This is a genomic window from Bacillus sp. JZ109, from assembly GCF_053903135.1.
Genome location: NZ_CP096388.1, coordinates 1,927,839 through 1,941,852, shown reverse-complemented (window position 1 = coordinate 1,941,852; position 14,014 = coordinate 1,927,839). Strand labels below are relative to the sequence as shown.

18 protein-coding genes are annotated in these 14,014 nt (G+C 42.2%); 5 read left to right on the top strand and 13 right to left on the bottom strand.

Going from position 1 to position 14,014, the window contains the following annotated elements; genetic code table 11:
• Nucleotides 1-9 precede the first annotated feature (9 nt).
• From M1D94_RS10300 to M1D94_RS10275, 6 genes are all read right to left on the bottom strand, one after another.
• Nucleotides 10-555 carry a DUF1273 domain-containing protein gene (locus M1D94_RS10300; protein WP_041850190.1) on the bottom strand — a complete coding sequence of 182 codons (546 nt, stop codon included), beginning with the start codon at nucleotides 553-555 and terminating at the stop codon, nucleotides 10-12.
• Nucleotides 556-643: 88 nt separating this feature from the next.
• Nucleotides 644-871, bottom strand: coding sequence for a spore coat protein CotD (cotD, locus tag M1D94_RS10295; protein ID WP_010886551.1), 228 nt, complete (start codon nucleotides 869-871; stop codon nucleotides 644-646).
• An 83-nt stretch (nucleotides 872-954) separates the two neighbouring features.
• Nucleotides 955-1,083, bottom strand: coding sequence for a hypothetical protein (locus M1D94_RS10290; protein WP_003230707.1), 129 nt, complete (start codon nucleotides 1,081-1,083; stop codon nucleotides 955-957).
• Between the two features lie 100 nt (nucleotides 1,084-1,183).
• Nucleotides 1,184-2,425: a metal-dependent exonucleaseMrfB gene (mrfB, locus tag M1D94_RS10285; RefSeq protein ID WP_041849956.1), complete on the bottom strand. Its 1,242-nt coding sequence runs from the start codon at nucleotides 2,423-2,425 to the stop codon at nucleotides 1,184-1,186.
• A 15-nt stretch (nucleotides 2,426-2,440) separates the two neighbouring features.
• A complete protein-coding gene (gene mrfA, locus M1D94_RS10280) occupies nucleotides 2,441-4,690 on the bottom strand; it encodes an ATP-dependent helicase MrfA (RefSeq protein WP_424935081.1) in 2,250 nt (749 codons plus the stop codon).
• Between the two features lie 102 nt (nucleotides 4,691-4,792).
• On the bottom strand, nucleotides 4,793-5,299 hold the full coding sequence (locus M1D94_RS10275; RefSeq protein WP_015483368.1) for a PTS sugar transporter subunit IIA: 507 nt from the start codon (nucleotides 5,297-5,299) through the stop codon (nucleotides 4,793-4,795).
• Nucleotides 5,300-5,436: 137 nt separating this feature from the next.
• Between M1D94_RS10275 and M1D94_RS10270 the strand changes: the two genes are divergently transcribed.
• A complete protein-coding gene (locus M1D94_RS10270; RefSeq protein ID WP_015251833.1) occupies nucleotides 5,437-5,856 on the top strand; it encodes an Hsp20/alpha crystallin family protein in 420 nt (139 codons plus the stop codon).
• Between the two features lie 20 nt (nucleotides 5,857-5,876).
• On the opposite strand, the gene M1D94_RS10265 is transcribed toward M1D94_RS10270, so the two are convergent.
• A complete protein-coding gene (locus tag M1D94_RS10265) occupies nucleotides 5,877-6,254 on the bottom strand; it encodes a YppG family protein (RefSeq protein ID WP_014477159.1) in 378 nt (125 codons plus the stop codon).
• A 187-nt stretch (nucleotides 6,255-6,441) separates the two neighbouring features.
• Here M1D94_RS10265 and M1D94_RS10260 point away from each other — a divergent pair, with 187 nt between their 5' ends.
• Nucleotides 6,442-6,630, top strand: a complete 189-nt coding sequence (locus M1D94_RS10260; RefSeq protein WP_003230690.1) for a YppF family protein — start codon at nucleotides 6,442-6,444, stop codon at nucleotides 6,628-6,630.
• Between the two features lie 38 nt (nucleotides 6,631-6,668).
• On the opposite strand, the gene M1D94_RS10255 is transcribed toward M1D94_RS10260, so the two are convergent.
• Together M1D94_RS10255 and M1D94_RS10250 are read right to left on the bottom strand one after the other, a co-directional pair.
• Nucleotides 6,669-7,040, bottom strand: a complete 372-nt coding sequence (locus M1D94_RS10255) for a YppE family protein (RefSeq protein ID WP_003246080.1) — start codon at nucleotides 7,038-7,040, stop codon at nucleotides 6,669-6,671.
• A 45-nt stretch (nucleotides 7,041-7,085) separates the two neighbouring features.
• Nucleotides 7,086-7,331, bottom strand: coding sequence for a DUF5446 family protein (locus tag M1D94_RS10250; RefSeq protein ID WP_021481526.1), 246 nt, complete (start codon nucleotides 7,329-7,331; stop codon nucleotides 7,086-7,088).
• A 198-nt stretch (nucleotides 7,332-7,529) separates the two neighbouring features.
• Between M1D94_RS10250 and sspM the strand changes: the two genes are divergently transcribed.
• Nucleotides 7,530-7,634 carry an acid-soluble spore protein SspM gene (sspM, locus tag M1D94_RS10245; RefSeq protein ID WP_003225606.1) on the top strand — a complete coding sequence of 35 codons (105 nt, stop codon included), beginning with the start codon at nucleotides 7,530-7,532 and terminating at the stop codon, nucleotides 7,632-7,634.
• A 24-nt stretch (nucleotides 7,635-7,658) separates the two neighbouring features.
• Here sspM and M1D94_RS10240 read toward each other — a convergent pair whose 3' ends face one another.
• Nucleotides 7,659-8,621: a DUF2515 domain-containing protein gene (locus tag M1D94_RS10240; protein WP_021481527.1), complete on the bottom strand. Its 963-nt coding sequence runs from the start codon at nucleotides 8,619-8,621 to the stop codon at nucleotides 7,659-7,661.
• Nucleotides 8,622-8,661: 40 nt separating this feature from the next.
• Between M1D94_RS10240 and recU the strand changes: the two genes are divergently transcribed.
• Both recU and M1D94_RS10230 read left to right on the top strand, forming a co-directional pair.
• A complete protein-coding gene (gene recU / locus M1D94_RS10235; RefSeq protein ID WP_004399067.1) occupies nucleotides 8,662-9,282 on the top strand; it encodes a Holliday junction resolvase RecU in 621 nt (206 codons plus the stop codon).
• 21 nt (nucleotides 9,283-9,303) lie between these two features.
• A complete protein-coding gene (locus M1D94_RS10230) occupies nucleotides 9,304-12,048 on the top strand; it encodes a PBP1A family penicillin-binding protein (protein ID WP_424935080.1) in 2,745 nt (914 codons plus the stop codon).
• Nucleotides 12,049-12,123: 75 nt separating this feature from the next.
• Here M1D94_RS10230 and M1D94_RS10225 read toward each other — a convergent pair whose 3' ends face one another.
• The 3 genes from M1D94_RS10225 to dnaD are packed head-to-tail and all read right to left on the bottom strand — an operon-like array spanning nucleotide 12,124 to nucleotide 13,991.
• Entirely contained in the window at nucleotides 12,124-12,618 is a 495-nt protein-coding gene (locus M1D94_RS10225; RefSeq protein WP_064671080.1) for a YpoC family protein, read from the bottom strand.
• The gene (nth, locus tag M1D94_RS10220; protein WP_009967580.1) at nucleotides 12,615-13,274 is read right to left on the bottom strand and encodes an endonuclease III; all 660 of its coding nucleotides are present in this window, start codon (nucleotides 13,272-13,274) and stop codon (nucleotides 12,615-12,617) included. The genes M1D94_RS10225 and nth overlap by 4 nt, the downstream gene beginning before the upstream one ends.
• A gap of 18 nt (nucleotides 13,275-13,292) precedes the next feature.
• Entirely contained in the window at nucleotides 13,293-13,991 is a 699-nt protein-coding gene (gene dnaD / locus M1D94_RS10215) for a DNA replication protein DnaD (RefSeq protein ID WP_064671079.1), read from the bottom strand.
• Nucleotides 13,992-14,014: the final 23 nt, after the last annotated feature.

The window sequence follows — 14,014 nt, the reverse complement described above, 5'->3', positions numbered from 1 at the left end:
CTCTTATTGCTATGAGTAGCTGTCTTCCTCTACTGTCACTCTCAAGTCATCCATTGTAATAAAGTAGATGGGATAGCCATCCTTTTCGCGCCTTTTTTCCGCTGTCCCAAGCATATACTTAGGGGAGCCTTCCTTTTCCGGGTCATATAAAAGTAGAAGCCCGTCGGACTTATCAATGAAGAACTGATTTTTTTGTTTGAATTGAAGCGGGCTTTCATAAGGACGGTGAGTCAGGCTTGCTTCATAGTCTGCCTGAGCCAGAACTGCTTCATACTGTTCCTTATTCGGTTCTTTCCAGTTCTTTTCCTGCTCGTAAAATGGTGTGATGACAGCTACCTTTAAGTCAGGGTATTCCTCCTGCAAATCATATGCAGCTTCTGCCGTCCACAGCTCCGCTCCAAGCTGGCCCGAAATTAAAATCCATTCTAATCCTTCATCCAAAAAAGCAATCAGCCGGTTCTTAATGGCTTTTTTTATGTAATACAGCGCCTTGTCATCCTGCTTAAATATCCCGAGTTCAAACGGTTTATAGCCCGTAATTGCCAGTACTTTCATCATTTCACCTGCTTTAAAAAATGGGGCTCCCGTGGGCCCCATTTGTTGTGCTGCATTGTTTACACCATCAAGCTGCACGTTTTCCATACTAGTAGTCGCAGCAAGGTTTTCCTGCTTGAAAATGCTGATGCGTAGCCGGGTCAACATTTGAGAAAGTGTGTGGAAAGTAGTGAACGTGCTGAAAATGCTGGTGGTTTACGTTTGTTGTATGCTGTGGGTGAATGTGCGGCACGATAGTCTTCGAAAACGTATGATGTTCACAGCAATGAGTAGGATGGACAATTGGCGCCATCATATGCGGTCTGCAGTGATGCATGATAAAATCCCCTTTCCATAAACTTTATTACAATACTAAGCTATGAAAAATAAGGGGTACATGTTCTGATGCAAAGACCTATTTTAAAAGTGTGCAATTAAGCTGTCTTTAAAGTTTGAAAATACAAAAGCAATCAAAAATACCACAACAAAGAACAAGTAAAAAACACCCTTATACATACCAACTCTCCCTTTAAAAATAACTAAAGTCATTTTACAGGATTCGCCGCTATTCTACAACAAAATCAATGTGAATTCAGCAAAAAAAATTCATGGCGAAACAAGTCGTCTTTTGCGCTTTCCCGGGGAATATTTAAGAGGAATATTTCCTCTTCAGCCGGGCAATTCTCACATGCAGTTTTTCAGTTTCTTTCTCTGATAAGCATGCCGCCTCGCTAAGCAATTGCTCTGCTATTTGCAATGCTTTTCCGAATTCTTTTTTCTTATGCTCAAAATATTTCGCGAGCTCTATTACAGCAGCGTATCTGCACTTCTGGTTTTGCGAGCGGGACAGCTTTTCCCAAAGCGGCACTGCTTCTTCCAAGCGGTTTTGTTTTTTGTACAGGAGCGATAAATCCAGCCGTGCACTGTCCTTGTCCTCAAACGATTTTTCTATAAGCCTTTCCAACTGCTTGATCGCTTGGTCCGTTTCTTTATGAGCCATAAACCATTTCGCCATAGCATAGGCTTCACTGTGTTCTTTTGGCGCATGTGATTCTGAAAGGATTTTTTTAGACATATGGATGTACAATGAAATGAGTGATAACACATCCATTTCATTATGATGCAGGACACCTTTTAAAAGATCCGGCTCTTGCGCCTTGATAAAATGAAAGTAAAGCATTGGAGCCAAGTAGCCCGGTGTGTCTTCTAGTCTGCGGATGCCGAGCTCCTCTTTTTCAACCGTGCCAAGAGATACGCGGTCCATTTTGTGTTTCCACAGGCGTCTAGCTCCATGCAAAAGATCAAAGTGGCCAAACTCCGGAAGCTTCGGAAGTCTGTCACGGATCAAGGTGTGCCTTGTTTTCACCTGCGGCCAATCAAAGGCTTTGCCGTTGTAGGTCACAAGTGATGTAATGTCAACCTCGCTTAAAAAGCTTTGGTACAAGGCGACTTCGTTCCCCGGTTTGGGCAAAAGATGCTGTTTGACTGTCACTCGGTCTTCATATACTCTCGCATGCCCAAGCAAAAAAATGGTATTCCCAGCTCCACCCCCAAGACCGGTTGTTTCTGTATCAAAGAAAAAGAGGTTGTTTTTGTTATACCCTTTTGCTGACAACGTATGCGACAGGCCGCTTTGATTCCACAGTGTGATCACTTCCTCAAGCTCAGAAAAGCTGTATAACCCATGGCGGTGAGAAAGCGGATATTCTACTTCTCTGATGAGGCAATATTCATCTTCGAAGATGAAAGGCTTCATGCCAAAAGCCTCCCACTCTTCTAAAAACGGGATGTCATCAAAGTGGTTTTCTTGTTTGCCTGCTTCTATTTTTTGTTCTCCTTCATTGAGCACCATGTGCTTTTTCATCCGCTGGAGTTTCCCTTTTAATGACATATCCGGCCCCCCTCCTTACGACATTTGATCCAACAGCTGCAAAATTCTTTCCTTTGCTTTTATCCCTTCTATTTCCGTACCTATACAAGACGGACAGCCGTCATGACAAGGACAATGTGTAATCAGTTGTTTCGCCGCTTCATTAATGTCTGAAAAACGTTTAAAGACTTCCTCCGCCAAACCGATACCGCCCGGATAATGATCATATAAAAATATGGTTGGCAATCCGGTATGGGCTGCTTTGATTTGAGAAACAACATGAACATCATTTCGATCACACATGATATACACAGGGACAATATGCTGCAGCACATTCGAGATGCCAAGAAGCAGCTGTTCCAGTGTCTTTTCCCCGATGTCCTCATCCGCTGTTTTGATTTCGAGCCAAGCTGCACTTGTATGCAGTTCTTCTTCCGGCAAATGAATAGGTCCAGACCCAATATTTTCAAAAGTGGTCATTTTTATTTTTTTAAAAATGGTCGGCAGGGCATTGACAGTGACGTCTCCGTAGTGCAATGACGTACGGCTTTTTTCTTTCGTTTTATCGATTTCTAATACCTTCAGCTGAACTGCCAGGTTTGCATCCGTATAATATTCGACATCGACTTTTCTGACATACGCCTTTTTATGGTCCCAATCGAGCTTCTCAACTTGATACTGAACGCCTTCATGCAAATAAATTGCTTCATCATGTAAAAGCGTCATCGCACTAAAACGGTCCATTTCACCGATAATCCTTACATTTGCAATATCCGACTGATCAACTATAACGACATTTTCCTGGGAGGCGGAACGCAAACTGATGTTTGAAGCAGGGAACGACTCACTTGCCCAATGGTACCGTTCGCCGTTGCGGTGAAGAACAGCCTCTTCCTGAAGATACTCAAGAATATCACTGACTTCCATGGCTCCAAATTCTTCATCAGCTCTAAAAGGAAGCTCATAAGCCGCACACTTTAAGTGGTCTATTAAAATAATCAAATTCTCCGGATTGATTCTTGCAGATTCCGGCGAACGATTAAAGAAATATTCAGGATGCCGCACAATATATTGGTCAATCGGTGTTGAATTGGCTACCATGATAATCAAAGATTCACCGTGTCTTCTGCCGGCTCGTCCCGCCTGCTGCCAAGCACTTGCAACACTTCCGGGATACCCCGTCATTACACACACTTGCAGCTGGCCGATATCAACACCAAGCTCTAATGCATTCGTACTGACCACTCCTAAAATGTCGCCTTCTCTCAGTCCTCTTTCGATTTCTCTTCGCTCTTTCGGCAGATAGCCTCCCCGATAGCCTCTGATTGATTTTGTTCCAATCTCTTTTTTCACAAGCTCCTGAATATGGCTTAAAATAATTTCCACCCGAACTCTGCTTCTGGCAAAAACAATGGTCTGCACTTTGTTTTTAAGGAACTCTTTCGCCAGTTCATTCACTTCTGCGGTTGCGCTCCTTCTAATATTCAGCGGTTTGTTCACAATTGGCGGATTGTAAAACACAAAATGCTTGCGTCCGCTCGGTGCGCCGTTGTCATCGACCAGCCGCATCGGTTTGCCTGTCAGCTGCTCTCCCAATTCCTTTGGGTTGGCAATCGTTGCGGAAGTACAAATAAAAACTGGATCACTTCCATAAAACCGACAGATCCGCTTTAGCCGCCGGATCACATTTGCTACATGGCTGCCGAACACACCTCGATACGTATGAAGCTCATCGATGACGATATACTTAAGGTTTTCAAACAAACTGACCCATTTCGTATGATGCGGTAGAATGGCAGAATGCAGCATATCGGGGTTTGTAATGACAATATGACCTGCTTTTCTCACCTTTTGTCTGATTGCCGGAGACGTATCCCCGTCATATGTAAAGCTTTTAATATCAATGCCCATTTCATCAATAATTTCATTTAGCTCGCTCTTTTGGTCTTGTGCCAGCGCTTTAGTCGGGAATAAATATAACGCCCGGTTTGTTTCATCTTGGGCGATGGACTGCAGGACTGGGAGGTTGTAGCATAACGTTTTTCCTGATGCTGTTGGCGTTACGGTAACGATGCTTTCTCCTTTTTGCACATATTGAAAAGCGGAATATTGGTGAGTATATAGTTCATCAATGCCCCTTTTCGAAAGGGCCGCTTTGATTCTCTCGTCTATACTTTCGGGCATAGGCCTTGTTTTTGCTTCCCGAGGCTCAATTTCATGCCAATTCACAACGTTTTCATTTCCTTTTAAATCAGAAATGAGTTCAGTCAGTGATTTCTTTTTCATTCTTTACACCTCTTTGTCAAGTACAGTTTACCGAATATTTGTTTGCATGGCTAGGTGCAAATTTTATACAGTTGAATAAAAAAAGCAAGGCATACGCCCTGCTTATTTCGCTTTTATTGTAAGGAGCTTTGATTCGCCTTTACGAGCAGCCTTTTCGCCTGCCGGCACAATTGATCCTACAGCCTCACCATTCATTATAACGATTGGGATGACTGTGCTGCTCGCTTTTTCTTTTATTAATTCCAAATCACATGTAATCAGCGGGTCACCGACCTTCACTTTATCCCCTTCTTTAATGTGGGCAGTAAATCCTTCTCCGTTCATATTGACTGTCTCCAGCCCGACATGAATTAACAGCTCAATTCCCGAGCGAGTCCGAATGCCAACGGCGTGTTTGGTGTGGAAAATCTGAATGACTTCACCTTCAGCGGGAGAAACGATTTCACCGCTAGAAGGTTCCACCGCTATTCCTTCTCCCATCATTTTCTGTGAAAAAACAGGGTCCGGCACATCTGACAGGTCCATTACTGTACCGTCTGCCGGAGAATAAATAACCTCTTCTGTCACCTTTTCCTGAGTTTTGCCCATTCCGAATAATTTTTTCAGCAATGTATTTTCTCCCTTCTCATTCACTTCAACCGTTATCCCTTCATTCACCACTATTTAACCACACTTTCAATTTTGCTTCAATTTATAACAACATCTGGCATAGACGCATAATCTGGATAAAAAAGGCGGTGGCGAAATTGGAATTCTATGATGACAAAAAGAACGAACTGCAAAAGAAAGAAGAAATCATAACGGAGGCAATCGACACTCTTTTTCAATCCTCAGCGTTCGGCAACCTTATAAACAGATTTCAGAACCTGATCAACTCAAGTTTAAAGGATGTGCAGACGACCATACATGTCAGAGAAAGAGATACTGGGCTGTATATCGATATTACCATTCCGGCGACGTTTCGAGATGGCGAGATCGTCGTTGATGTTAAATCGAGGTATCTCCATGTAACACTCCAAGAAAAACAGAAACACCAAAATGAGGCTACCTTTACAAGCATGACAAGAACGGTTCAGCTGCCTTATGAAGTTCGCCAAGAAGATATGGAAACGTCTTGGAACGAGCAGACAATGACACTTTTCTTTCCAAAAAATAAGCATGAATGAACGATTCATTCATGCTTCTATCATTTAAAAAAGCTGGTAAATCCCTTTATTAAAGATCCGACCTGATTCATTGCACTCATTACTTGACCTGTTGTATCCATCATTTTATTAAAATCAAATTGCCCATTGGCTTTTTTGAACTGCGACATAATGCTTTGAAATTGCGAAGGCTGCTGTTGATTAGGCCTTGGGATAGGATAAGGGTTAGAAAATACAGGCGGCTGCATAGGCATAGGCTGGATCGGAGCATAGGGCTGATAATAATCCTGCTGTCCATAATGCTGCTGAGGCAGTTGTTGCTCTAAATAACCGGGTGCAGCCTGCTGATAATATCCTTGCATTTGCTGAGGATAATAATAGCCCATTTGCCGAGGATAGCTTCGAGAGCTCCTGTTCATTGCGATTCCCCCCTAAACACAACATATTTCTCTTCTATATATGTATGAATGACTTCTATTGTTTGTGTCACAAGTGATGATTAGCATTTGTCAAATTGTGTCGAAAGTTTAAATTTTTTAAAAACAGAAAAAAGTCGAATCATTATGGTACCATATTTTCAATACAGATGAGAGGGGATGCACCATAATGAACGTATCATACTTAAGCAAACGTTTTGCAGAAATGAAGAAATATGAAACAGACTGTATGAATAAACTGATGGACTTTGCCAAGTTCCTCTATATTCAAGGACATCTCAGCATAACTGAGTTTCGTAACAGTATGAAGGTTCTCGAAGCAAATGGAGCAGAAAGCCCGGCATATGAGATGAATTAACGTCCGGCCCCCTATAAAAACGAAAAGAAGACAGCCTTTTACCGGCTGTCTTCTCTTGCAATTTCATCCTTTACTGCGTGCAATGTATAAAGGACTGACTCAGTGATGTCCTTGAATCGTTTTTTATGAATATGATGAACATATGATTGAAGGACCAATTCCAGGAAATTATCCTTTACGGCCTCAATTTGCTCTTTATGCACATATTTAGGCCGGCGGACTTTTATCAATTCAAGAGCACCCTCTGCCCAGCGAGCGGCCAGTTCATCATTCTCTTCAACTGCAGGCTTTATCGTCTCAAAAAAATCATAAGAATGATTACTGTTTTTCCCTTCCTGATACCGATCAGCGCCTTTTTCAGCAACTTCAATCATTTGCTCGGTCATTTCCAGCAAAGTTTGTGATAGCAATATCTTTCACCTCAATGCCTATCGTACCAAATTTCACTCGCAAATTCAGCCGATGCGGTATACCTTCTCAAACGCATACCTGTGTTCAGGCGATTGATACAGCTCATTTATACAAATATGAAGATCTATGATTTCTTCTTCCAGCACACTCAGGCGATCGTTTTCCGTTTCCCGCATCTCAGCCTCTAATGCATTTACAGAATGATTCAGGCTTTGCTCAGCTCGCGTTAATTCATCTTCTATATCAGAAAGCATACGGAGAATATCTGTCTTGCTAACATAACCGGACATTCGTGTACCTCCCTTTCCTCGTCTCTCCCGGTTAAAATTCTTTGCTCTCAAGGCTCTTTCCTTCCTCATGACAAAACTAGAAGCAAATCGCCAAACAAACAGGTATTCCACGAAAAGCTGAAGTTTTCGACAAAAACACCCGCAAAAATTGTATGATCCTCCTCGTTAATGCAAACGATACTTGTGAGGAGGTGCCGTATGAAAACAAGACCGAAAAAAGCCGGCCAGCAAAAAAAGACTGAATCAAAGGCAATCGATTCTTTAGATAAAAAATTAGGCGGCCCGAACCGCCCTTCTACGTAAGAAGCAAGGAATTTCCTTGCTTCTTTATTTTTTCAGCCACTGCTCCACCGCAAAAAGCGCATGAAGCTGGCGCTTTTTATGTAAATACCAGTCTGTCAATTCAATCTGCTTCGGCAATTCCTCGCGCCTAAAGAACGTTTTCTTTATCTTTCCATGAAACCAATCTGTTTTCGTTCCGTCTAATGAGTGGATTAACTCAGGGTAGCATGTCCTTAGCATAGGAGATGTTCTTTTTGTAATCCCGATTATCTTTTCCATATCAAAACGGGAACCTGTGTGCGGCACTGTGTGCAAAAAGTGATAAAAAGAGGAGAACAATTCTGGCTTGAACAGCAATTGAGACAGCTGCTTTCCCAGCCTTATCCTTTCCTCCGCCTTTGAAAAGCGTTTCACTGAAATGCCGTAAAGAAACCCATTTGAGGAAGGAAAAATAACGGTGTTAAAATGTAACCAATCACTTAAATAAAAAGGAATCGTGTCAAAAACATTCTTTTTAAACGAAGGATTTTGTATAATAGGTGTTTGGATAGTGTTTTGTTCATTTATAATGAGGGCATACATTAGCCGCTCCGTATTTCGCTCATGCCAAAAACGGGTCCATTCTTCCGTCATAAATTGTGAGACGCCAAACACATGCAGCAGATGAAACAGCGGTTTCCCGACTCTTTTTGACCATTGGTATAATAGAAGCTGCGGATAGGCATCCGAAAATATAAGCCAGTTCGCTCTTTCATAGGCTAAAAAGAACCATTTTTGCTGTCTCTCACGGAGTCCAAGCTGAAACAGACTGCCTTTTAAGTCAGTCATTGACCAGCCGGCATTACGAGAAACGAAAGAAGCCAAAAGCGACCATTTGATTTCCGGATGACGGTCGTAAAATGCTTTATAAGCATTTGTTCTTGAAATGTTATCCGCGTTTTTTATTTTTGTCTGCCGCTCAATTCGGCTCAGAAGCTTTCTGATGGTCTGTTGTTCTTGCACGTTCATTCACTTCCGTCATGATTAGTTTAATAAGGAGGATGAGAAAGTGATTCGGTATCCTAACGGAAAAACATTTCAGCCGAAACATTCGGTTTCATCCCAAAACAGTCAGAAAAGGGCCCCGTCTTACAGTAATCGCGGAATGACCCTCGAAGATGACTTAAACGAAACGAATAAGTATTATCTGACAAACCAAATTGCCGTTATACACAAAAAGCCGACACCTGTTCAAATTGTAAATGTCCATTATCCAAAAAGAAGTGCCGCAGTGATTAAAGAAGCTTACTTTAAACAATCATCGACAACAGACTACAATGGGATTTACAAAGGGCGGTATATTGATTTTGAGGCGAAAGAAACGAAAAACAAGACCTCTTTCCCCCTGCAGAATTTTCATGACCATCAAATCGAGCATATGAAGCAGGTAAAGGCTCAAGACGGTATTTGTTTTGTTATTATATCCGCTTTCGACCAGGTTTATTTTTTGGAAGCCGATAAGCTGTTTTATTTCTGGGACAGAAAAGAAAAAAACGGCAGAAAATCAATTCGAAAAGATGAGTTGGAAGAAACAGCTTATCCGATTTCTCTTGGATACGCACCCAGAATTGATTATATTAGTATTATTGAACAGCTTTATTTTTCGCCATCATCTGGTGCGAAAGGTTGATTAACGAAAGGTTGAGATGTTATGTCAGATCAATTTAACAGCCGTGAAGCTCGACGAAAAGCGAACAGCAAGTCGAGTCCTTCACCGAAAAAAGGCAAGAAACGAAAAAAGGGCGGATTGTTTAAAAAGACCCTTTTCACTTTACTCATTCTGTTTGTTTTAGGCGTAGTCGGCGGTGCTGTTACATTTGCCGTCATGGTTTCTGATGCGCCGTCCCTTGATGAAAGCAAATTGAAGACGCCTTATTCATCAACGATTTATGATAAAAATGGAAAAGAGATCGCCGAAGTCGGCGCCGAAAAACGGACCTATGTCTCGATAGATGAAATTCCCGATGTTGTAAAAGAAGCCTTTATCGCGACAGAAGACGCTCGTTTTTATGAGCACCACGGGATTGACCCTGTCCGTATCGGCGGTGCTTTAGTTGCCAACTTTAAAGACGGCTTCGGGGCTGAAGGCGGAAGTACGATCACCCAGCAGGTCGTCAAAAACTCCCTTCTTTCACATCAGAAGACGCTGAAACGGAAGGTGCAGGAAGTATGGCTTTCGATTCAGCTGGAGCGCAATTACTCTAAAGATGAAATTTTAGAAATGTATTTAAACCGGATTTATTTTTCTCCTAGAGCATACGGTATCGGAAAAGCGGCGGAAGAATTTTTCGGCGTTACAGATTTAAGCAAATTGACTGTCGAACAGGCTGCGACGCTTGCAGGAATGCCGCAAAGCCCGACAGCGTACAATCCCGTTAAAAACCCGGATAAAGCGGAAAAACGACGGAACATCGTACTCAGTCTGATGAAAAAACAAGGATTTATTTCTGATTCTCAATATAACAAAGCGAAAAAAGTGGCAGTGAAAGACGAAGGCGTCGTGTCACAGAAGGAATATGAAAAAGCAAGTACAAACAAATACAGCGCATTTGTTGAAGAGGTTATGAAGGAAATTGATGAAAAATCTGATGTCGATCCATCTGCTGACGGATTAAAGATCTATACGACATTAGATACAAAAGCACAAGATAAACTAGATGAATTAATGGACGGAGACACCGTCGGATTTACTGAAGGCATGCAGGGCGGTGTGACGCTTCTCGATACCAAAAACGGAGAAGTCCGAGCGATTGGTGCGGGACGCAATCAGCCTGTCGGAGGCTTTAACTATGCTACTCAAACTAAGGCACAGCCTGGTTCAACCATAAAACCGATTTTGGACTACGGACCAGTTATTGAAAATAAGAAATGGTCCACATACGAACAAATTGATGACTCAGCTTATACGTATTCTAACGGAAAACCGATTCGTGATTGGGACCGCAAATATCTAGGGCCTATCTCAATGCGTTACGCTCTGGCCCAATCAAGAAATATACCTGCTTTAAAAGCATTCCAGGCAGTCGGTAAAGATACTGCTGTAGACTTTGCAAATGGACTTGGCCTTGGTTTAACAAAAGATAATGTAACAGAGGCCTATTCTATTGGCGGTTTCGGTGGGAACGATGGTGTTTCTCCTCTGACAATGGCAGGTGCATACAGCGCGTTTGGAAATAACGGAACGTATAATGAACCGCATTTTGTAAAATCTATCGAATTTAACGATGGCACGAAGCTTGACTTAACACCAAAATCAAAATCAGCCATGAGTGATTATACTGCGTTTATGATTACAGATATGCTGAAAACAGCTGTGAAGACAGGTACTGGACAGCTTGCACAAGTACCTGGTGTAGAAGTTGCAGGAAAAACAGGAACGACTAACTTTGATGATAATGAAGTCAAAAGGTACAATATCGCTAGCGGTGGCGCCCGAGATTCTTGGTTCGTTGGCTACACACCGCAATATACAGCTGCCGTCTGGACGGGTATGGGAGAAAACGAAGCTGGAAAGAAATCACTTTCAGCTGAAGAGCAAAAAGTTGCAAAGCGCATCTTCGCCCAACTCATCGCCGATGTCGATGACGGAAGCGGATCATTTGAGAAGCCTGACAGCGTAGTGGAAGCCACCGTAGAAAAAGGTTCTAATCCGGCAAAACTGGCAGGGCCAAATACGCCAAGCGATAAGAAGCTCACAGAGTACTTTGTTAAAGGCACAGCTCCTTCTACTGTTTCTAAAACATATGAGAAAGAAGAAAAAGAGGAAACAGCTAAACTGTCTGGTTTAAACGTGAAATACGATAAAGACAATCAATCTTTAACGTTAAGCTGGAATTATGACGGAGATGCGACCTTTGCTGTTAAGCAATCTGTTGACGGCGGCAGCTACTCGGAAATTCAAAACAGCTCTGCAAAAGAGGCAGTCATTTCGGGTGTGCAGCCAGGATCTGTGTACAAATTCGAGGTAACAGCCGTCAGTGATGATGGCAAAAGTACAGCTTCCACATCTTATGAGGTGCCAAAAGCTGAAGACGATGAAGATAAAAAAGACCAGCAACAAACGGATGATGAAAAACAAGATGATGAGAAGACTCAGGATGATACCCAAACTGATGATTCTCAAAAAGATGACGGTAAGACGGATCAAGATCAGACAGATGATTCAACAAATGATCAAGACAAAAAACAAGACAACACGAACACCAATCCGTCTGACAACAGTAACCAAGACCAATCTAACAATAGTAATAACAATAACAGTAATAACCAGGATACGTCGGATGGTGATTCGAACTCAGATACGAATGACTCAACAGGTACTGACACGAATAAAAATAAAACAGACACATCTAATAAAACACAAACAAACTCATCATCAATTGAAAAAACAAATTAACCAAAAAAGCCGTCACCTTTGGGGTGATGGCTTTTTTGGTACACAGTAAAAAACCTCCCGTTTTAACAGGAGGTTTTATCGATTCATCGCATGATATTTATAAAAATGCTTTTTCATTTCGGTAATCAGCTCATCAAGCTGAATAAAGCAATGGTATTGGGTCGGCTTAAGAAGAATAAATTCCACTCGTTCAGCCCAATTAATCGGCTTTGCGGGATATGATTTCTCCCTCAGTTCTTGCCAATCGAGCGATTGCACCGGCTCACCTGCTGTCCAATGTAACGAAACCAGCAAACACACAATGCCCTTTAACATTTCGTTTTGGTCACATCTCGATTTTCGTGTTTGAAAGACTGGGAGAAGTGATGCTTTGATGTCATCCCACACTTCAAATAAAAGCGGAACGTATTTCCCGCTGTCCTCCCATGGCAAATCGCCTTGTAATTCCGTGCAGAAATCAAAATACACGGGATTGGTCTGCAAGGTTTTCTTCATATCCGAGGAACTCTTCTGGCCAAGACTGCGCAAGTATTGCTCATAGGAAGCCAACACTTCTTTTGCTTGCGTCATCGTTTCACCAGTCCTTTTTTATCCCTCTTCTGCCCTTCTCTGCACAAAGAAAGCAGCGGACACTCCGCACAGCGCGGAGATTGGGCTTTACAGTGATATCTGCCGAAGAAAATAAGCCGGTGATGCGTAACGGACCAGTCTTCTTTGGGAACCTTGCGCATCAGCGTCTTTTCAACTTCCAGAACCGAGTCCTTCCACCTGCAAATGCCCAATCGTTTGCTGACTCTCTCCACATGGGTATCTACGGCTATGGCCGGCACGCCAAACGCAACGGATACCACTACGTTTGCGGTCTTTCTCCCGACCCCTGGCAGTTTGACAAGCTCATCGCGGTCTCTCGGCACTTCTCCGCCATAATCTTCAATAATCATTTTACTCAGCTTTTGAATATTTTTCGCTTTATTACGATATAAACCGATTGATTTAATATCTTGCTGAAGCTCTTCCAGCGGAACAGCCAAATAGTCTTCCGGCCGTTTGTATTTTTGGAATAATGTTTTGGTCACTCTGTTTACAAGTGCATCTGTACATTGCGCAGATAAAGCAACAGCCACCACTAATTCAAAAGGATTGGAATGAACCAGTTCACACTCCGCATGAGGAAACATGTCACCTATCTTGTCTAAACAGAATTCAATTTGTTTTAGATTTAACACGATTGTCACCTTTTCACTTTATTGTTCAAGCCAATTGTAAAAAGGAACCTGCCTTTTATACTCTTTTTGCTGTTCATTCTGCTTTGCTTGTACACGCCGGAATTTTTGGCTGTGTATTTTTGCCTGCTCCACAGTTTTAAGCCCGTTTTTCTTCCATTCAAACAAAATCCGGTCAATGTAGCGGAAACTGAGTTTTCCTGATAGTACAGCCTCTTTTAACGCGTGTTTGATCAGTTGTGCGTCATGCTGATCCTGGTCCTGCCAGATCGCCAGCGTTTCACACTCCAAAGGCGATAACGGCCTTGCGAACTCTTCCTCAAAAATGGTATAAAGGCTTTTTTGTTCCCCTTCTGCTTTTCTTTCCTGTGTTTGATTCTGTGCAAGCTGAATATACTCGTACAGTTTCCCCCATAAAGGCTGAAGAGAATATTTCTCAAATTTGATGCCGTTTTGATCCTCGCATTCTTCAATAAACAGAAAGCCTTTTTGAATAAACATCCGCAATCTGTTTGTGCATTCTTCAACAGAAATTGACATACCTTCCTGCAGCTGATTCGGTGTAGGAAAATATGATCCTTTTTCTAAATGCATTTTAATTTTTAACAGCAGAATAAGTTCTGTTTCATTAAGCCCAAGCTGTTTATAATGCGTAAGCAGAAGATTGGGGATGGTTGATGTTCCCTGCTCCTGCATATCAATAAATTGCTGTTTTTTCATCGTCACACCTCTTACTGTAAAGG